The following is a 20,903-nucleotide window of genomic DNA, read 5'->3' as shown; positions in this document are numbered from 1 at the left end:
TTTCTTTCAAAGAAAACTAAGAAAGAGAAGCAGTAAAAAACGAGAATGTTTATTATTATTTAAGTATGCGTCGAATGATGCAATTAACTTTTATTAAAATCAGATAGTTTTTTCAAGTGGACTTAGAAATTTTTAATCGGGGACATTCTTAGATATTCGGTGGTCTTCTGTTTGCGTATAAAATTATTATAGATTGCCTTAATCTCGTCTTCGGATCTGTTCAGCTCTTTACATACTTCAGAAGGATCATACCCGTTTTCAAATCCATACCATATCAAATCCATCTCCTTAAAAGGCAATTGAAAGAAAAATTCTTCCTGTGTTTGTTCTGCAGAATATGTATCAGAGGTTGGCGTCCGTTGAATGATTTCTTTTGGAATATTTAGATACTCAGCCATTTGATACACTTGCGTTTTATATAAATGGGCGATCGGCAGAATGTCGGCACCTCCATCTCCATGTTTTACAAAAAAACCTTGCTCTACTTCATGTTTATTGGGTGTTCCCACTACTGCATAATACATTCTTTCGGCATGATAATAAAGCATAGACATGCGGCATCTTTGTTTAAAATTAGAAGCTGCAACTATTTGAAGATATTCTTTTGCAGGAAGCAATCTGCTTTTAGATTGTCCATTTTTGTCAACGATAGTAAGAGAAAATATGGGAGGTAAATGTTGGCTTATCGCTTTCGGGTTAATCCCAATCTTCATTGTATAATCCGAAGAATTATATTCAGGAAATATGGCAGCCACTGATTGATCTCTTCGGCGATAACATCCAAATCCTTCCAAGGCGTTTGTTATATTTTCTTCAATTGTTTGTACACCCAATTGATTGGCGAGCAGCAAAGCAAGTTCTTTACTTTCGCTGTTGGAATCTTTTTCAGGCAGCATCACGCCAATTACATTTTTAGCGCCTAAAGCTTTTACTGCTAAGGCGAAAGTAACAGAAGAATCAATTCCTCCGCTTATTCCTACTATAGCGCCTTTTCGTTTTAGATTTTGTAAAATTTCTTCTTTTAGTTTTTGAGTAATCGAAGATATTTTTAATTCGATATTATTGATGGAAATTATATTTTTCGAGAACTTTGTTGATTTCTCCTGCACCATTTTTCTCTTCTTAATTTATTGGGAAGTTATTTGAAATTACTCTTATTTTACCTCTACAGAAAGAGTTTGCTGACTATTTATCGGTTTCTGTTTCTGATTTTCTTTAATTTTATCTACTACTTTATTTGAGAAAATTTTTGCTCCTGTTTCATTAAGATGTACTTCATCCGCGAAATATTCGGGATGATCCCAAAATAAGGTATCATCAGAAAAATTATAAAAAGGAACGTTTAATTCATTTGCGATTTTATTTATAACGATAACTGAAGGATCTGGATAGTAATATTTTTTGAAGCAGGGAGAAATGCATATATAAAGTTGTATATCATAGTTTTTACATTCACGAACGAAGGACTTTAACAGTCTAATTTTAGTACTGTCGATTTTATAATTTCCTCCTGAAGTATCTATTGTAATCTTTCTTTTCAAAATACGATCTAAAGGAATATATCCTTTTTCATCACTAATATAATCTCTGCTTTTATTGAACCCTGTATTGCCTATTAGAATAGTGAAAAGTAAAGAATTAAATGGATATATTTTGGAGATCAGCTTCAATTTTTCGAAAGGACTTTTTAACTGGATGATTTGATCCAATTCAGGGTTAGTTTTGTAATAAGGTAAAAGAGATGACAAACGATCATAATTCTGGGGAAAAACCTTAAATTCTCCAACATTAAAGTCTAAAATTGCTATTTTAGGCGTATATCTTTTAATTATACTTTGAAAAACAGCATAATTATAAAATATAGTATTTGCATCTCTGCCTGTGTTATAAACCGACATATGCATACGTTTTTCAAAGATAGATGGATCATAATGATGATTTGCAGTTGAAGATCCAAATATTAAAAAGTCTGCTTTTGTGCTATCTAAAGAGTAAGTAGTTCTGTAAAGTAAACCCGAATCTTGTTTAAAATATAAGTAATTTAATAAACTTCCAATTGATAAATCAAGTGTAAACAAAACAAGTAAAAATATAATTGACTTTACTATAAAAGATGGCGAACCTACTTTTACTTTGAATTTATTAAATACTTTCATGATATTTCAATCTAAAAATTTTCAGAATGAAAAATAGATAAATTGTCCTCCATCAAATACGCCTGCCAGCAAAATATAAATTAATAAAAGGGCATATGAGACTTGTTGAATTAGCCAGTTGTTATTTGAAAATAAGGAAAATTTTAAAATTGAGAATTCTCTGTCACTATCAACTAAAATCAAGATCGCACAGCCTATTGACATAAACAAAAGGGTAGATGGCTTATCATAGAATAGCGGGCCATTATTTATAAAAATTCTTTCTACAATATTTATTGCTTCATTAAAAGTAGTGGATTGAAATATAATTAGCGAAAAAGTAACAAAAGAGAAGGTAACAAGGATGCTGATTGTGTTGTATAAAATGGTATTTAATTTATGTGAAATTCTTTTTCTTGCTTTTCTTGTAATAACTTCATATATTAAAGCAATTGCCTGTAATAAACCAAATATCACATAATTCCAGGCAGCTCCATGCCATATTCCAATTACTACAAAACTAATTATTAAGCCATAAAATATGCCCCAAATCCCCCAATCTCTATTTTTAAAAACCAAAGGATTAAAGATATAATCGTTAACCCATGAGGAAAGTGATATATGCCACCTCCTCCAAAATTCACTCACACTTTTAGCCAAAAGAGGGCGTTTAAAGTTTTCCATTAAATCAAAGCCAAACATCCGGGCAGAACCTATAGCTATATCTGTATAACCCGAGAAATCTGCATATACCTGGAAAGTGTATAAAACACAAGCTAATAAAATCGTCCCTCCGCTTTGGAATTGTGAGGATCCAATTACTGATGCATGGTAAATAGAAATTCTGTCAGCAACTACTAATTTTTTAAATAATCCCCACGCTATCCGTTTAGAACCTTCAATGATATTTTCATTATTGTAATAAATCTTTCTTTTTAGCTGAGGAATTAGATGATTTGCCCGTTCGATTGGCCCCACAAGTAATTTAGGAAAAAAAAGTGTAAACAAAGTAAATTGAGAAAAATTTTTTTCAGCCTTACTGCTGCCTCGATAAACATCCAATGTATAACCAATCGTTTGAAAAACATAGTATGATAATCCTAGGGGTAATATTAATTCTATTAAGGGAATATTAATGGTTCTTTTAAAATGAAATAAGTCGAAAAATTGAAACAAATTCCAAATTAAAAAATTCCAGTATTTGAAAAAAACTAGAATTCCAAGATTTACAAATAAACTTAGATGAAGAAATAATTTTCGTTTTCTTTTATTATACGCGTTTTCAATTTTAATACTAATGTAATAATTAACAAAAATTATCAAGAAAATTATAAATATATAAGAAATGTCCACATACATATAAAAGAGCGCACTTATTACTGTTAGAAAATAATTGCGCCACTTCGCAACAACTGCATAATATAATAAAAGTGAACATCCAAGGAAAATAAAATATACTATTGAACTGAATAACATTTCATTTGGGTTTTCCAATAAGGTTACGCAAGGTAACTCGCCGAATTAAATATTTTAGGCGTCTTTTAGTTGAAAAAGAATAGCATCAATTCATTTTCTTAAGAATCCCTCTGCATAAGCCTCCAACATCCGTGAAATTTAATAAATCATTAAGTTCAAACCTGATTTTGAAATGCTTTTCAACTGCGTTTATCATTTGAATGTGATTAAGTGAATCCCAGGCAGGCACATCATCAGATGTGGTATTACCATTTAGAATTATTGACTTATCTTCAAACACTTCGATAAATATCGAATTTACCTCGCTGAGTATTATATTTTCATCCATAGCTAGAGAAAAGGTTTATTATTAATAATGTCCTATAATGAAATAAGTTGCGAAAGTGAAGAAATTTTCAATATGCTTTTGAGTCTCCCTTAAAGATATAGTAAATGGTTAGAAAAAGAATTCTGAGATCTAACCATAAAGTCCAGTTTTCCAAATACCATAAATCTTTATTTACTCTCATTTTTATTTGCTCAGGATTAGAAATTTCCCCCCTATAACCATTGATTTGAGCCCAACCCGTAATTCCCGGCTTAATAAACTGCCGCACCATATAATCGTTAACTACTTTTGAGTAATCTGAAGTATGTTTAAGCATGTGAGGTCTTGGTCCTACTAAACTCATTTCGCCCCGAAGTACGTTTATAAATTGCGGAAATTCGTCGAGACTGGTTTTGCGGAGAAATTTACCTAGGGTCGTAATTCGATTGTCGTCACGGGATGCTTGTTTAAGATCGGCATCTTTATTTGCTTTCATACTTCTAAACTTCCAACAATAAAAAGCTTTTTTATCTTTTCCTGTCCGGAGCTGTTTAAATAAAATAGGTCTTCCGGATTCTAATAAAATCAAAAGTCCGATGAGGGGCATGAGCCATGAAAGAATAAAAATGGTAACAAATAGACTAATAGCTATATCGAGAGCTCTTTTTTTTATCCGGTTTCCTACATCATCCAATGGTTCTTTTCTTAGAGAAAGGATTGGAAGCTCTCCAAAATATTCTATATGTACTTCCCTGGTAATAAATAAAGAAAGATTAGGAACAATTCTAAATCTTATACATTCTTTTTCTGATTGGTACATTAAGTCATAAATAAAATGATTCTGTTCGGGAGTAATTGTAGAAAAAATTTCCTGAACATTTTGCTCTTTGGCCACGCGTAGTGTGTCACCGATATTTGAAAAAACGGGATAATGTGATAATTCATGTATATTTTCTTCCTCTTCAACATATCCAATAATTTGGGTATTTAAAGCGTCCAATTCAAAATGAGTCGCTAATTTTTTTGCGGTATCATTATACCCAAGAATTAGAATTTTCTTAACTAAAAATTCACTGCTTTTGAAATATTTAAAAATACCCAAATAAATAAATTTATTTAATAACAGTCCAAACCCGAACGCTGTGGTTGATGTGATAATAAAAAATCTTGAGACAGTATATTCTCTTGAGAAATACAGGTAAAAAAGAATAACAATTATCCATAATAAAAAAACCCGGATTGTTCTTTTTGTAAAATCTTCGAAATTAAATAGTATATTTATTGAATATGTTCTTAGAAAGAAGGCCAAGAAAATCCAAGCTGCATTGGCTGCCAAAACATACCTGAAATACGAATCTGTGGATTGGAAATGAATACTTTTAGTGAATATGATTTGGAAAATAAAAAAGACTATGTTTAATGCCAGGAAATCAAGGACGAGCATAGTTATTTTCAAATATCGTTCAAATTGGCGGTTCAATTTTTTTATTATTATTAGATTTTAAAACCCAAATGTCAGTTTGCAATTAAAAAATTTCAACCGGGTACTATTTGCGTTTTCTTTTAAACATTTGTAATTAAAAAGAACCATTATCTTTTTTTAGAAATCCGAGCTTTTCTTTAATTACAAGATAGATAAAAGATGAATTCCCGAATAAATATCGTTTCCACATTCTTCTTGGTTCCTGCAATGTCCGATATAACCATTCTAGGCCATTTTTCTGCATCCATTTTGGAGCACGTTTAACTATTCCTGCTATTACATCAAAACTTCCACCTACTCCCATGATAAAAGGAGCTTGAATTAAATGTTTATACGTATTTAAAAAAATTTCTTTTTTGGGAGAACTCATAGCTACAAATAAAATATCCGCTTTTGATTGTGCGATTTTAAGAGCAACCTTCTCTTCCTCCGTGGCATTGAAATAACCATTCGAATATCCAGCAATGATATCTTTTCCATATTTGTCTGAATATATCTTTACCACTTTTAAAAGAATATCTTCTTTTGCTCCGAGAAAAAAAATCCTGTATTTTTTTTTACCTGCAACAGCCACTAAATTTTCCATTAAATCTATTCCTGCTACTCTTTCGGGGAGTGGTTTATTTAATATCCTGGATGCCCAAATAATACCCTGCCCATCCGCATTAATAATATCACAATTAATAATAGATTCTTTAAGTTTACGATCTTTTCGTGCGTTTACTACCTTTACTGCATTAATAACAACATGATGAATTGACCTTTTATCCCTGATGGCATTATCCACCAAATCAATTGTTTGTTTCATCGTTAGTACATCTACAGGGATATTGCCAATAGTTATTCTATTCATGAGCATCCGCTTTTAAATAAGTTGAGAGAGAATAAAACATCCATGATTGAGCCCATCTAATATAGGGGATGCGCGATGAGAAAAATTTATTTTTCTGGTAATAAAAATAACCTTTGTTTGATTGCATATTTTTAATTGTCCAGCTAAGAACGCTATTTGCAAGCTCTTTTTGTTCACAAAATTTACCAAGTTTTACAAGAGTAATAATAAATTGTGCTGGCGAATGAATGTCAATAGGGTATATCGAATTGTTATAATATTTTGGAATTCCCTCATCTGTAAAGAATGTCTTGATGTAATACTCAAATCCTTTGTCCAAATTTTCCGCATATACATAATCAACAGAGTATTCCATATAATCCGAAATGCATTCCAAATTATAACCAGTGTGAAAATTGTCAACCCATTGATGAAATGGCAAGGTTCCATAAGTCCATGAACCATTATTATGTTGGTAATTGCAGCAAAATTCCACAGATTTTTTTGCGTTTGCTATTAGCAAACTCTCTTTTGTATAATTATATACTCTCGATAACAACCGACTTCCCAGGAGTGATGCATTAAATACGACACTATTATCCAATGGTGAATATGAGAAACAAAAATTGCCTTTGCTATCATATGTTCTTTTTAAATCAGATAAAATAAAATCACAGGAGCTTCTTGCAATATGCAAAAATTCTTGATTTCCTGTTATTTCATATGCATCTAAAAATGCATTTGAAATGAACACGGTAGCAACCACGGTAGGCGTATCTTTAGGCTGAAAGAAAGCACGAGCCTGCCAGTCGAAATTATATCCCCAACATGAGCCACTATATTTTTCGTTTTTCAATGCCAAAATCTGGTCCGCCAATAAATTGATTTTTTCCAGATATTCTTTTTGAGGACTTATCGAATAAAGATTACAGTAACTGGCTAAAAACAGACCCAGCCCTTTTGGATTGTAACCCTTTTCTACACCAGCTAACTTTCTAAAATTTAATGGTGATCTCTTGAAAAATTGAATCCAGAACAATTTTGCCAAACGGTTTTTGGAAATCAAGGGAATTGATTGAAAAATTCTGCTATTCAGTCCATCATAAGGGTCCCAACCTTTGAATTCAACCATTTCACAATACTTCTGTAATTGGCAAAGCGATTTTAAAACTGTTTCACGCATCAATTTCAATTACCTGGGGCAATCCCGTTTTTAAACTATCAATAATTTTAAAGGTAGTAAGCGTAGTTAAGCATATTGAGTGAAAATTGATTGGAGAATCCTTTCCATCATTTAATGATTCTAAGAAGGCTTGAACCTCCTGTTGGTGACCTTTGCCTGGCAGCTTCAAAGTTTTAGATTTATTATTACTATAAAAAGTTCCATTGTGAAAATCATTGATAACGGCCGTTTTCCCCGCACTAAAAACTTCAATAAGCTCTTTAGGTAAACCTTTATCACCATTTGCAATATAAATAAGGTTACCAATTGAACCGTCTTTGAATTTAATTAGAACGCCAATATTATCCTCTTGTTTTATTTGCTCATTGCTGCTGCTGATGCGTTCTGCAAAAACTTTTACGGGGATGGAATTAGTGAAATATTGCATTAAGTCAATAAAATGACACATTTCGCCAATAATTCTTCCGGCTCCGATTTCAGGGATCTGCGTCCAGTGATCTTTTGGAATAAACCCGGCATTAACTCTGATATTAATCACTTTTGGCTCACCTGTTTCACCTAATTGTCTCTTTATTTCTTGTGAAACGGCAGCGAATCTCCGGTTGAAACCAACCATTACAGGAAAATTATGTTTTTTCTTTTCCTCTATAATATTTCTTAATTCTTCTTCAGAAACAGCAAGAGGCTTTTCAACAAAAACGTTTTTATTTGCTCCCAAAGATTTAATAACCAACTCTGCATGGGAGGAATGAGGCGTTGCTATAAAAACAGTATTAATATCGTTTTTTCCAATCACATCTTTTACATTAGCAGAACAAATATTAAATCCAAATTTGTCTGCTACATTTTTAGAAGTAATGCCTTTGGATGTAACAACGGTATCTAATGATGCTCCGAATGATTTAACATTAGGAATAAGATAGCTTTGAGCAAAACTTCCTGCACCAATGAATCCAACGTTTAATTTCTTAATTGGTTCATTTTTGATTTGTATTGAAGAATTTATTTTATTTGCATTATCCTCATACCTCAAAAGAATTCCTATATGGGGCTGAAGGTTTATCCCCAATACAATATCATAAGCTTGCTCAGCTTGCTCGATTCCGAAAATATGAGAAATTAAAGGATTTACATTTATAAGCCCCTTAGAAATCATTCCTAAAAATGCTTCCATATTTCTCTGCTCTGTCCACCTTACATATGCGAAAGGGTAATCATTTCCGAATTCTTCATAATGGACGTCATATCTTCCTGGTCCATAGGAACATGAAATTTTTAATTCCAATTCCTTTCTATAAAAATAGGGATCTCTTGGAACATCCATTTTTACGGCCCCAACCACTATAATTTTTCCTTTTTTTCGGCATAATTCGGTAGAGAGGATAATAGGATCATTAGTTGGCGCTGCTGCTGTGATAATAATGCTGTCAAAACCTTGTCCGTTTGTAAAATTTTCACAAACACTTAAAAGATTAGGATCATTTCTATTCAATGCTTTATGAACACTTATTTGATTTGCAAGTGTTATCATGCTTTCGGATAAATCAATCCCAAAAACATCACATCCATTTGCTTTTAACAGTTGGCCCGTCAGCTGGCCTAATAATCCAAGACCAATGACACATACTTTTTCCCCAACTAAAGGTGATGCTTGTCTAACTCCCTGAAGAGCTATGGCCCCAAGTGTTGTAAAAGCTGCTTGCTCAAATGAAACGTTATCCGGAATCTTAACGCATAGGTTTTGAGGAATAGCTACAATTTCAGCGTGGGATGCATAATCCTGGCCCGCACAAGCAACCCTATCTCCTGGTTGAAAACTTCCCTTGGTATCTAGAGACGCCAATACGGTTCCCGCTGAGCTATATCCCAATGCCTTTAAAGAATCTAATTTAGTTTTAACCTTATTAATAGTTGCGGAAAGACCTTCTTTTTTAATATTTTGAAGAACTTGAGCTACCAGGTCAGGACGTTGTTTTGCCTTTCCCAATAGGTTAGCCTTTGCCACTTTTACAGTTCCTTTTTCTGTTCCTGAACTAATTAATGAATAGTGGTTTTCTACTAATACCATTCCTTCGGAAATGGATGGAAGTGGAACTTCATCTACGTATAATTTACCTGTCTTAAAATTCTGTATGAGTTGATTCACTATAACTTACTTTATTTTTAATTTTGATTCTGAATCTAAATATTCCCGACACCATAATTCAAGTGTTAAAAGCTGGTAAATCTGATAAGCATAGTCAGCATCCCCATTTCTGTCTTTTTGAATCAGGTTTTTTACAAATGAATAATTTAAAAAGCCTCTTTTATTAATACTTTCTTCAGAAAGTAAATCGTCCACCATCTCTTTTAAATCAGTAGAAATCCAGGAACGGAGCGGTGCGCCAAATGACGCTTTTGGCCTGTATATTATTGTATTTGGTAAAAATTTTTCAGCTGCTTTTTTCAAAATATACTTAGAAATATTTTGTTTGATTTTAAGACTGCCGGGTATTTGCATCGCTTTTGTGATAACTTCTTTATCTATAAAAGGAACTCTAACTTCAACAGAAGCAGCCATAGACGCCCGATCTGAGTAAGTTAAATTTAAACCAAGCATAAACATGTGAATATCCACATTACAGATTTGATTAATAACATCTTCCTTATATTTTGAATAAAATAATTCTTTATGTTCTTCTCTCAACTCATCAATAGCGTGTGAATGTTCCTTATTTAATAAATCTTTTAACTCTTCCGGAGAATAATAAGAATAGCTTCTCATATAAGCTTCTTCAATGGGTAAATTAGCAAAGCTGATAAACCTTTTAGCCCATCTTCCGATTTTGAATCCTCTGTTTCCTATTTTTACAGGTAATTTTTGAACAATTGTTGAAATTTGATTTTTAATAAAAACAGGTAATTTATTATATCTTGCCGCAATTAAAGTGGCTTTTTGTCTTCTATACCCAAAGAATATTTCATCGGCTCCCATTCCTGATAAAAGAACTTTTACACCTTTTTCTCTCGCACTTTTACAAATTAAATAAGTATTAATCGCAGCAGGGTCTCCAATCGGCTCATCTAATATGCCTACCATGTTGGGAAATTCCTTTAATATATCCGGACTAATTTGAATTACATGATGATCAAGATTAAATTTTTTGGCAACCAAGTCAGCATATTTTTCGTCATCTGGCATTTGTTCTATCTTTTTGTCTTTTTGCAAAGTGCCAATTGTGTAAGTAGAGAGATTTTTGTTTTTCTTTTTTGCAATAACGGAAATCAGTGAAGAATCAAGTCCACCACTGAGAAAACTACTAACGGGAACATCGGCTACCATATGCCTAATAACAGAAGATTCAATTGTGTTTTGCAGCTCATGAACAATTTTTTTTTCATCTTTTTTTTCCTGAACCTTATCATTGAGTTCCCAATATTTATTTATTTGCACACCTCCTTCTGTGGTATATAGAAGATAATGAGCCGGAGGAAGTTTATAGCAATTTTGAAACATAGTTTCATTTCCGGAAACCCACAGATAATTTAAACAACTCACTAGGGATTTAGAATTAATGGTTTTATCAAAGCCCGGAGTTTTTATCAAGGTCTTTAATTCTGAACTGAAGGCAAAACCATTGTTTATCTTAGTATAAAAAAGCGGTTTGATTCCAAAATGGTCTCTTGCAATAAAAGTTGCTTTACTGGTTTTATCATAAATAGCAAAGGCAAACATACCAATAAAATAATCAAGGCACTTTGTACCATAAGATTGAAACATTTCAAGAACGACTTCTGTATCTGAAGAACTTAGAAAGGTAACCTTCTTTTCTTTTTCAAGCTTCTGCTTAAGTTCTTTGTAGTTATAAATTTCTCCGTTAAAGACAATAATAAGATTGTTTTTTATTAAAGGCTGATTTCCGCATTCAGACAAATCAATAATTGAAAGCCTGCGATGAGCTAATGAAATATTTTCGTCACTCCAAATCTCAAAATGATCAGGTCCCCGATGTTTTTGAATCATATTGGCATTTTTTGCTAATGCATTATTGTTTGTAAATCCCGTAAACCCGGCAATTCCACACATTCTGAGTCTTATTATTTTATTTATTTGAACTAAATTTTGCTTTATTCTTAATACAATTAAGTAACAATGCTTTATTGGTTAGAAGTACATTTTTAGTTGAAGAATTTTTATTCAGAGAACAAAACAATTAACAATTATTCACAATTGCAATTCTTCGAGTCTCTATTTAATATATTATCAAAAACCATTTTTAAATTTTGTTCGAAATGTTTTAAAGTATAGTGGTTACAAAATCGATTTTTTCCTCTTCTTCCCATTTCTTCTCTTAAATCCTTATTTTGTATTAAGTCCTTTAATTTTTCAGCTAACTGATTAACGTTCTTTGTGTCAATTAAAAAACCGGTTTCATTATTTATGAGAGCTTCCGATATTCCACCTTCATTTGAAGAAATCACCGGCAATGAGAATTGCATTGCCTCCAAATTTACTAATGGAAATGCTTCCTTAGGATAAAAAGTCGGAAATGCAAAAATATCAGATAAAAGAAATTCATCATATTTTTCTTCTCCATATCTGGGACCAATGGCAAAAACGTATTTTTCTAGCTCTTTTTTTTTTATATAATTTTGAACAGCTTCTATTGATAAATCTGTCGGTGCTCCCACTAATCTTGCATTGAAATTAAAACCTTGTTGCTTTACAATTTTTAACGCATCAATTAACTTTAATATTCCTTTGTTTTCCATGTAATTTGAAAGATAAAGGATTTGTACAACATCATTTGTTTTATAAATAGTTTCATTTGATTTTAAATGAACAGGAATACCACAGGGTACAATAAATGGTATAGAAGAACAAACTGATTGAATATCATCTGTTAAATTGTGAGCAAGACAAATGACATTTGTATTTCTAAAAACAAATTTATAAAGTTTCTTTTTTAAAAAATTGTTTTCGGCTGCCTTTTTAATTCCTTTACCATGTAAATGGTATAAAATATTGCAATTGCAAATTTTTAAAATCAAAACATAAATAACATCTCTATAGAACGCAAACCCAGACGGAGAAAGAGTAAAATATACTAGATCAGGTTTAAAGGTTGTACATTTTTTAAAAATTGCAACTGCATAATGAAACGCTTTAAAAATCTTTTGTAGAGAAAATTTTTCTAAATCTTTACTCGATGAAGCGAATTGTAAATTAACACTCTGAACATTAAAATTATTATTAATTAAGTCACTTTTTATCAAATAACTGTTCATTAAACTAGCTCCATGAATTGGGGGAGGCAGTTGTACTATGCATAATATCTTTTTCATTGTTTTTAAGCAATTCATTTATAGTTGCTGAAGAATTTTTTACAGAAAATTTAAATTCACTTGTTATTTTTTTTTGGTTAATCTGTATCTGCAAAATCTTTTCAGCAAATAAGGATGGCACTCTTTCATCAATCACAAAACATTTTTCTTCATCAGCAATTAAACGTTTAATACCCCCTACATTTGTTGAAACAACAGATGTGTTACAAGCAAGCGCTTCAAGTATTACCATAGGTATTCCTTCAAAAAACGAAGAAATAATTAATACTGTGGATTGGTTATAAATTTTCCTTAATTCATGCTGATCAAATACAGCGCCTGCAAAGAAAAAAAGCTTCTCATTTGATTCATTTTCAATATAAGTTTCAATAGTCTTTTTATAAGTACCTCTTCCCACTATTACTCCTTTCCAAACGTCTTTTTCTTTTTTATCCAAGATATTTAATATATCTACGAATAATTTTAACCCTTTTACTTCCTCTATTCTTCCTACGAAAAGAACTACCTTTTGAGTAATATCTTTTAATAATTCAGACCTGCTGTTGTCCTGGTAAAAAATAGATGTATCAACAAAATTTGGAATTAATATGGCATTTTCTAATTTTTTATATTTTTTTACTATTTCCATGCTTAAATAATCTATTACAATAATCCTATTTGCGTTCTTGATATTTCTTTTTCTAACTTTAGACCATAGATATAGGAACAGTTTATTTCTGAATATTCTTTTTTTTGCCTTAGATAATGCGTTGTTTGCTCCATGCATGTGATACAAAATGTTGTATCCAGGATTAACCCAATATAACATTTCTTCAGCGTGAGAATAAATTGAATGGATATTAAACTTCTCAAGTACCTTATTAATTTTTCTACTGTACCAAAAGGTAAGAATCCTTTCGGGTATTTTAGATTTCTTCGGAATATAAACTATAGGATAAATTATAATGTTTTTATTGATTTTAATCTCCTTATTCAAATTCTTTTTTTTAGAAGTAATTCCTAACAAATAGATTTTATTTGCTTCCAAATATGGAAGAATACTTTTAATCACTCCTGAAGAGCCTCCCAGATTTAAAGAATCCGCATTATTCCACTCCTCAAAATCGCAAATACCTAATATGGCTAAATTCACTAAAGTGTTTTATTTTATGATTGCATTAAAAACAGAAGTTGAAATTTTAATTTCTATATTATGATATTGTGAAAATATATTACGTATAGAATTGTAGGTAATGCTCAAACTTCAGGATTCGCTTCTATTGGTTGATATAAAACAGATTTGTTACCATGATACCATTTCACAAATTCTTTAATTCCCGTTTCGAAATCAAATTTCGGATTATATCCTATTTCTGAAGTGGCTTTTGAAATATCAGCATAAGTTTTTGTAACATCACCTGCCTGCATGGGCTGGACATTTAGAACAGCTTTCTTATGTAAACTTTTTTCGATGGTATCTACCAATTTAACAAGTGAAATAACCTTTGCTTCTCCTAAATTAAAAACTTGGTAACCATTCATATGGATTAGGGCACAATTAATACCCTCAACTATATCATCAATATAAGTGTAATCTCGTGAAGTAGTACCATCACCAAAAAATGGAATAGATTTATTTTCGTCGATTAACCTGGTGAATTTATGAATAGCAAGGTCCGGCCTTTGCCTTGGACCATATACAGTAAAAAAGCGTAAGCAGGAGATATCAAAGTTATATAAGTGATGGTAAACATGGCATAAAAGTTCCCCGCTCTTTTTTGTCGAGGCATACGGTGAGATAGGATTATCTACTGGGTCTTTCTCTGAAAACGGCACTTTAGGATTGTTTCCATAGATCGACGACGAAGAAGCAAATAACATTTTTCTTATTCCGTTTTTTCTCATTGATTCCAGTACTGATACGGTGCCATTTACATTTACATCATAATATTCTTCAATCGACTCAATAGAAGGACGAACGCCTGCTTTTGCTGCTAAATGAATAACTAACTCGACGTTATTTTCAGAAAAAATATCTTCTATAGCATTGGAGTCGCGTATATCAGTTTTATAAAATCTAAATCGACTATTTTTTCTTAATCCAATAAGATTCAATTCTTTGAACTCAACTGGATAAAAATCATCAAAATTATCCACGCCAATAACGGAATTACCAAGTTTGAGAAAGAATTCACATGTGTGTGAACCTATAAAACCTGCCGCTCCTGTAACTAAAATATTCATTAGTTTTTATTTTCTTGTAAGACTTGTTGATAAATTTTAATATAATTTTCGGTCATCAGTTTCACATTAAAAACAGAATGTGCCATTTCATAAGCATTTGAACCTAATTCTTTTCTCAAATCTTTATCTGCTATAAGTTTTTCAATATAATGAACCAATTGTCCGCTATCGTAGTTGTCGATAAGAAAACCGTTTTGATTATCTATTACTACTTCATTTGTACCTCCTCCACGCGTCGCAATCACTGGTTTAGCTAAAGCCATGTATTCAATGATCGAATTTGAGATACCTTCTCCGTGGACTTTTGAATTGGTAAGCAAAACACCAATGTCAAATAAATTTACAATCGACTCTACATCGTTTCTTTGTCCTAAAAAAATGATTTTGTTAGAAAATCGGGTTGGCACGCTTTCTTTAATTCTGTGAAAATCAGCTCCATCGCCTACTAAAATGAACCGGATTGATTCGTTCGATTCGATGAGACACACCGCACTTTTTATAAATGTTTCGTAATCTTTCCTCGGCTCAAATGCCGCTACCATTCCACATACAAAATATTTAGAAAAATCATCTCCAAAGACTTCTTTTCTTACAACAGCCAGGTCTTTTAAATTTTTAAAACGATTGAAATCCATGCCATTATATACGCACTGTGACTTTTTAGCTGGTGCACCATAAGCAGCTAATCCAGCTTTAGAATTTCCAATTATTTTATTTGAAAAACCAAAAGTCAGTTTAGCGCGCAGCCAGCTTTTATTGATAATATTTTGCCGGATAGGCGTGTCTATTACCATTCCATTTACTAATTTTATTTTCAGCAATTTACAGGTGGGAACAGCGATTACGGCAGTCATATCATTCCAACAGTGTACGATATCCGGTTTATATTCTTTACAAATATTGTAAAATTTGCGAAAAACCGATAAATCTTTTTTAGTTTTTCTAATAATGTAGTGGATTTTCTTATTCAAAGAGAAAACTTGTGTGTAATGGATGCTTTCGTCCATAACAACAATTTCGAAAGAAATATCGGGGGAATATTGCAAGGCCTTCATAAGCTCAACACATCTTCTTTCTTTGCCCCCGGCTCTTAAATTATCAATAAAGAAAAGTATTTTCATAAGCCTCTAAAAATCAAAATCATCAATAAATGTTTATTTACTGTAAAGAACTAAATAATGTAGGGATAATTATCTCACGCTTGGTTAGATCTTAATACATTTATTAATTCGTCTGGTATTGTGAAAGAACTTTCGGCACGAACAGACATTCAGGTGATAATCCGAAAGAAAGCTATTCTTTTATTGCGCAAGTTCGATGGTCTTTAGTTTTCACCGTTACTACTCTTCACTTTGTAATATTTCAAAAATTCTTTTACCATATAATTGGTAGTTGAAGTGATTATTTGCTATATCATAACCATTTTTGCCAATAACTTGTGCATTTTGATCTGATAGGGCAAATTTGATTTTTTCAGCAAAATCATAAATATCTCCGGGCTTTGAGAGATAAGCAGATTCATTATCTTTTAGATACTTTGGTATTTCACCAGTTATTGTGATAACTACTGGTTTTGCGCACGCCAGGTATTCCCCCAGCTTAGTAGGAAAACCGGCTTTTGCCTGAATAGTATCTGGTCGTGCTAAAACCAAAATATCCGAATTGCATAAAATGGGAGGAATTTCTTCCGGGCTTTTCTTTCCCAAAAAAGCCACCGTTTCATCCAGTTGCAGTTTTTTCACTTTATTTTTTAAGCGAGCCATGTCTGCTGCGGGCGCAGAGCCAACAAGATGTAGCCGCGTAGTTGTATTCGTTTCTTTTACTATTGCCATCGCTTCAATCAGATTTTCAAGCCCATCTTTATTTCCACCCATCATACCAATATATGTGATAATTTTTCCGCTATGCGCTTTTATTTTAATATTTTCGAACCGCGACATGTCAACTAAGATTGGAATTTGAAATATCTTATTTTGAGGAAATATTTTTGAGTAATAACAGTTTAAATAATCAGAAATAACAATAATATCATTATACATTTTTACTCGCATCCTAAGAAAAAACTTATGAAATTTCAAACCCTTTTTTTCATCTTGTATAAAGGAAGGAATTTCACTACATTCTTTGATGATTGCTACGTTCATCAGTTTCAGGAACATAAATAAAATAAACTCATCTATAGTTTCAGTTGTATAAAATAACACTTTCGGATGATGCTTCTTTTTGATTTTCCTCACCATACGAACTGTATTAAACAGACCTCTGATTTTATTGAAGTTTCTAATCAACAATCTCTTTTCACGGATTATCGTTGCCTGCGCATAATAAAAGGGAATGCCATCGTTTCTTCCCAAATAGTCAAATTTTTGCGGTTTTGTAAATGTTGAGTGTAAATTAATTACAAAAGGAAAACCTTTTTCATGCTTCAGTGCTTTACAATAAAGATGTACACGATTAGATGGAGCAGAACCACTTGGGTAGCTGAGGCGACCAATTACTACTAAAGCATCCTTTTTTACTTTATGCTTCACTGTTTATTCCCGAATTTTGATTTTGGTATAATTATACGTCATTGTGCATCGCCTTTTTTTGTTAAATGTCAAAAGTTATCAACCGTTGGAACAGGTACCGATTGGGCACAGATTCATGTGACTTAGATATACTTTAAGGAATGCAACTGCTTCCATAATCTTCTATTATTCATCTAAAAGCTTATAGATATAATTTTCAAGGGAATAATCTTTTATTTTTTCCTTTAGTGACAGTTTTGGGTTACTTTTTATAAAATCTATATCCAGCTTGAAATTATCTAACTCTACTATATTAATCATCTCAGGATTATAGAAAGGTTCAGTTATAATATTTTTATTTGTAGTTATCAGTTTTTTCCCCGCTGCGAGCGCTTCAAATGTTCTTATCGTTAGTCCTGTTTGGAATGAGCTGGGAAAATCAATTATTGTATTTGAAATAGAAAATAGCCTGATAATTTCTCTGGGCGACAGCTTTTTAAATCGTACCTCCTTCGGAACAATTCCTTCCTTAATTGACACAAAGTATGTCCACAATGGTTGGTACAAATAATGTGAAAATTTCAAATCTGCCTGCTCGCAAATTTTTTCCGTCTTTTTAACCAGGTTATATCTTTCTGTATTCCTCCATGCTCCAATGAATAAGATATCGTTTTTATTCTTATTGCCATTACTTTGAACCTTGGAATATTCATCTATATAATATAACGGAAGATATTGCACCTCTTTATGTGTTGCACAGTCTTTGTAATCAAATGAAAAAACTTTATCAAAACACGATAAAATAGGCCGGTAATCATAGTTAGGTTTAAGGGAATCCCAATGAAAATTTATAAATCTTGCGTTCGGGTTAGTTTTTCTGAGTTGTTGATAAAAAGATGGAGGAAGCTGAAATCCATGCCGGACTAACACATAATCATAATTACTTTTTGAAAGTGCTTTATCGTAGTAATTTTTTTTATAACTTTCCAGCTCAGACGGTTTAAATTTCCGGATAAATTTTAACCCTATTGTATTCAAATGCAGTTCAAATGGCGTAACATTAGCACCTAATTGGTTTAATTTCTTTATCAGGTATTTATCATAGTCGAAATAGACTGGTCCCAAATAAAAAATTCTTTTATTTTGTAAATCAACACGCTTCATTTATATAATCCCCTTTCTTTAAGTTCATAAATGCTGTTTGAATATAAGTCTTCTGACTTCTTTTGAGTATTTACCCATTTTACAAAATTCGTAATCCCTTCATCAAATTGAGTTTCGGGTTCAAAATTAAGATCCTGTTTAATTTTATTTAAATCGGCGTAATTATGCCTGATATCCCCAATCCTGAAATTGCCTGTTACATTAATAGCTACTCCGGAATTATAAAGTTTAACGAGTTTATTAGCAATTTGTAAAACGCTTATGTTGTTACCAGATCCGACATTATAAGAATTGTAGTTAGCCTGTTCCTTTTCTAAACCAAGAATAGTGGCGTTTACTACATCATCAATGTAAACAAAATCCCTGCTTTCCTTTCCGTCCTCAAAAATATTAATGGAATTATTATTCTTGATTTGGGTGGAAAAAATGGATAATATCCCGGTATAAGGATTTGATAAAGATTGGCCGGGACCATAAACATTCTGGTATCTGAAAGCTACTGCCGGAATATTTAATGATTTACCTCCTACTAAAATTAATTCTTCCTGGTTGTATTTAGAAATCCCGTAAATAGATTGAGGTTGAATTTTAGCCTCTTCATGAGTGGAAAGTAATTCAATTTTGCCTCCACATTTTGGACATTTACATTCAAAAATTCCTTTCTCCAAATCTTCTTCATTTCTACTATCCGGATAAACTTCTCCATGCAATTGGCAATGATATCTTCCTTCTCCATAAATTGCCCTGGAAGATGCAACAATGACTTTTTGAATTGCATTTTTTTTATTGGCTAAAATATCCAAAAGTAAAGCAGTTCCCCCTGTGTTTACTTCACAATATTTATAGATTTGGTACATTGATTGTCCGGTCCCGGTTTCTGCCGCCAGGTGGATGACTGCATCTTGTCCTGAGAGAGATTTTTCCCAATTATCCCGATTTCTAACGTCTCCCTGGATAAAATTTACCTTGTCAGATATTGAATTAAAGAGAAACGAATTTTCCGGATTGTCACTATGTATCTGGGGAGATAAATTGTCGAGAACAGTGACGAAATATCCCTTTCTGATAAGGGCAATTGCCAAATTGGAACCTATGAACCCGGCTCCTCCTGAAATTAAAATTTTTTTCATTATAACTTATAAAAATTTATTGCCAACCACTGTGATTGTTGCCCTTAATTAATTCTACTGACTTTTGCTTATTATGAACTTATTTTTGTAAAAAGTACTCTTTCAAAACATTATCAGGAATGTTACGTATTTCCTTAGAATAACAGATTCCAACGGAGATCCACACCAGGAGGTAGCGCATTGAAAAAGTATCTACAGTTGCCGGATACAGACTTGTCAATGCCAGAAAAATCCAGATTCCTGCTGCTTTTGAAAGCATATTTTTTGAGTAAAAGATTCCTTTAAAAATAGCCGGAATGGTAATAAGGAGTAATAATAATAAACTGATTAATCCTCCTTTTAAAACGATCTGTAGATAGCCGGTTTCAATCACACTCCTATAGTTACTAACTGCATCTTCTTCAATATTAGGGCAATAATATTTTCCGGCAATACCTCTTCCAATTGTCCAATCCAGTGGCTTCATGTCTGCATAAAAGTATAGTTCAACACCCGTCCTCGTATCTTCATCTCCTCTTTCAGCGATAAAACTAAAAATACGATTTGATTTGATATTATATATGCTTGCAGCATAAAGCGATCCTAGGGTAATAAGTAGGATAGTACTGTAAAAAATTAAAATCTTTTTTTTTGAATTAACCAGATATTGCACGTACGACATAAGTATCACCCCCGAAGTCATTAGGATCAAACCTCGTCGCGCCCGGACAATAGCAAAAAGCAAAATAAGCACAATGGTCGCTATTGCAATTAGTTTCCTTTTGGTGGAGTGATATTTATAAGTAAGCAATATAAAGCCGCACGAAATTCCCAGGTCGAAAGACGTTTCAACCCTGTCGATGTTTGCCACGTTATGCTGATCGGAACTCATCAGATAGCTTATGGATATGAAGTCATAAAAAAAGTAGATAAAACAAAACACTATGACCGCATCGAAAGCTTTTTTATAAAAAATCGGCTTTTTAGGGAAAAGGAAAATTCCCGGAGCAATATATAAGATACCTCCGTAAAGAGGATTAAGTAAAAAATAAAGCAAGGATTCTTTACTGAAGAAGGTTTCAATACTGGAAACAAGTATAAAAAGGAACCAAAGTCCATATAAAATATATAGTATCTTAACGTATGAATTTTCTAT

At 32.2% G+C, this 20,903-nt stretch carries 17 protein-coding genes; all 17 read right to left on the bottom strand.

The features are described from left to right. Positions 1-122: 122 nt before the first annotated feature. Positions 123-1,112: an NAD(+) synthase gene (nadE, locus tag EFY79_RS08865; protein WP_123120336.1), complete on the bottom strand. Its 990-nt coding sequence runs from the start codon at positions 1,110-1,112 to the stop codon at positions 123-125. Between the two features lie 42 nt (positions 1,113-1,154). Beyond that, positions 1,155-2,156: an SGNH/GDSL hydrolase family protein gene (locus tag EFY79_RS08860; protein WP_123120335.1), complete on the bottom strand. Its 1,002-nt coding sequence runs from the start codon at positions 2,154-2,156 to the stop codon at positions 1,155-1,157. A 21-nt stretch (positions 2,157-2,177) separates the two neighbouring features. Beyond that, positions 2,178-3,311 carry an MBOAT family O-acyltransferase gene (locus EFY79_RS08855; RefSeq protein ID WP_158605185.1) on the bottom strand — a complete coding sequence of 378 codons (1,134 nt, stop codon included), beginning with the start codon at positions 3,309-3,311 and terminating at the stop codon, positions 2,178-2,180. Positions 3,312-3,696: 385 nt separating this feature from the next. Continuing rightward, the gene (locus tag EFY79_RS08850; protein ID WP_123120333.1) at positions 3,697-3,939 is read right to left on the bottom strand and encodes an acyl carrier protein; all 243 of its coding nucleotides are present in this window, start codon (positions 3,937-3,939) and stop codon (positions 3,697-3,699) included. 67 nt (positions 3,940-4,006) lie between these two features. After that, complete coding sequence (locus tag EFY79_RS08845; RefSeq protein ID WP_233577957.1) at positions 4,007-5,362, bottom strand: undecaprenyl-phosphate glucose phosphotransferase; 1,356 nt, start codon at positions 5,360-5,362, stop codon at positions 4,007-4,009. Positions 5,363-5,495: 133 nt separating this feature from the next. Beyond that, on the bottom strand, positions 5,496-6,254 hold the full coding sequence (locus EFY79_RS08840; RefSeq protein ID WP_123120331.1) for a WecB/TagA/CpsF family glycosyltransferase: 759 nt from the start codon (positions 6,252-6,254) through the stop codon (positions 5,496-5,498). Then, positions 6,247-7,416, bottom strand: coding sequence for a delta-aminolevulinic acid dehydratase (locus EFY79_RS08835; RefSeq protein WP_123120330.1), 1,170 nt, complete (start codon positions 7,414-7,416; stop codon positions 6,247-6,249). Before EFY79_RS08835 ends, EFY79_RS08840 begins: the two co-directional genes overlap by 8 nt. Continuing rightward, complete coding sequence (locus EFY79_RS08830) at positions 7,409-9,562, bottom strand: bi-domain-containing oxidoreductase (protein ID WP_123120329.1); 2,154 nt, start codon at positions 9,560-9,562, stop codon at positions 7,409-7,411. Before EFY79_RS08830 ends, EFY79_RS08835 begins: the two co-directional genes overlap by 8 nt. 6 nt (positions 9,563-9,568) lie before the next feature. Next, positions 9,569-11,482: an asparagine synthase (glutamine-hydrolyzing) gene (gene asnB / locus EFY79_RS08825; RefSeq protein ID WP_123120328.1), complete on the bottom strand. Its 1,914-nt coding sequence runs from the start codon at positions 11,480-11,482 to the stop codon at positions 9,569-9,571. A 134-nt stretch (positions 11,483-11,616) separates the two neighbouring features. Next, positions 11,617-12,741: a glycosyltransferase gene (locus tag EFY79_RS08820; RefSeq protein ID WP_158605184.1), complete on the bottom strand. Its 1,125-nt coding sequence runs from the start codon at positions 12,739-12,741 to the stop codon at positions 11,617-11,619. Further along, the gene (locus EFY79_RS08815) at positions 12,689-13,873 is read right to left on the bottom strand and encodes a glycosyltransferase family 4 protein (RefSeq protein WP_123120326.1); all 1,185 of its coding nucleotides are present in this window, start codon (positions 13,871-13,873) and stop codon (positions 12,689-12,691) included. Before EFY79_RS08815 ends, EFY79_RS08820 begins: the two co-directional genes overlap by 53 nt. Positions 13,874-13,977: 104 nt before the next feature. Further along, a complete protein-coding gene (locus tag EFY79_RS08810) occupies positions 13,978-14,964 on the bottom strand; it encodes an SDR family NAD(P)-dependent oxidoreductase (protein WP_123120325.1) in 987 nt (328 codons plus the stop codon). Then, a complete protein-coding gene (locus EFY79_RS08805; protein WP_123120324.1) occupies positions 14,964-16,085 on the bottom strand; it encodes a glycosyltransferase family 4 protein in 1,122 nt (373 codons plus the stop codon). Before EFY79_RS08805 ends, EFY79_RS08810 begins: the two co-directional genes overlap by 1 nt. A 219-nt stretch (positions 16,086-16,304) precedes the next feature. Then, entirely contained in the window at positions 16,305-17,495 is a 1,191-nt protein-coding gene (locus tag EFY79_RS08800) for a glycosyltransferase (protein WP_123120323.1), read from the bottom strand. Positions 17,496-17,660: 165 nt separating this feature from the next. Beyond that, the gene (locus EFY79_RS08795; protein WP_123120322.1) at positions 17,661-18,638 is read right to left on the bottom strand and encodes a CgeB family protein; all 978 of its coding nucleotides are present in this window, start codon (positions 18,636-18,638) and stop codon (positions 17,661-17,663) included. Further along, positions 18,635-19,768 carry an NAD-dependent epimerase/dehydratase family protein gene (locus EFY79_RS08790; RefSeq protein ID WP_123120321.1) on the bottom strand — a complete coding sequence of 378 codons (1,134 nt, stop codon included), beginning with the start codon at positions 19,766-19,768 and terminating at the stop codon, positions 18,635-18,637. Before EFY79_RS08790 ends, EFY79_RS08795 begins: the two co-directional genes overlap by 4 nt. A gap of 79 nt (positions 19,769-19,847) precedes the next feature. Continuing rightward, positions 19,848-20,639: a hypothetical protein gene (locus tag EFY79_RS21285; protein WP_148041886.1), complete on the bottom strand. Its 792-nt coding sequence runs from the start codon at positions 20,637-20,639 to the stop codon at positions 19,848-19,850. Positions 20,640-20,903 lie beyond the last annotated feature (264 nt).

The sequence above is a fragment of the Hanamia caeni genome (assembly GCF_003721595.1).
In the GTDB taxonomy this organism is placed as follows: Bacteria; Bacteroidota; Bacteroidia; order Chitinophagales; family Chitinophagaceae; genus Ginsengibacter; species Ginsengibacter caeni.
Note: the sequence above shows the minus strand (reverse complement) of the source record. Positions and strands in the feature narration are given on the sequence as shown.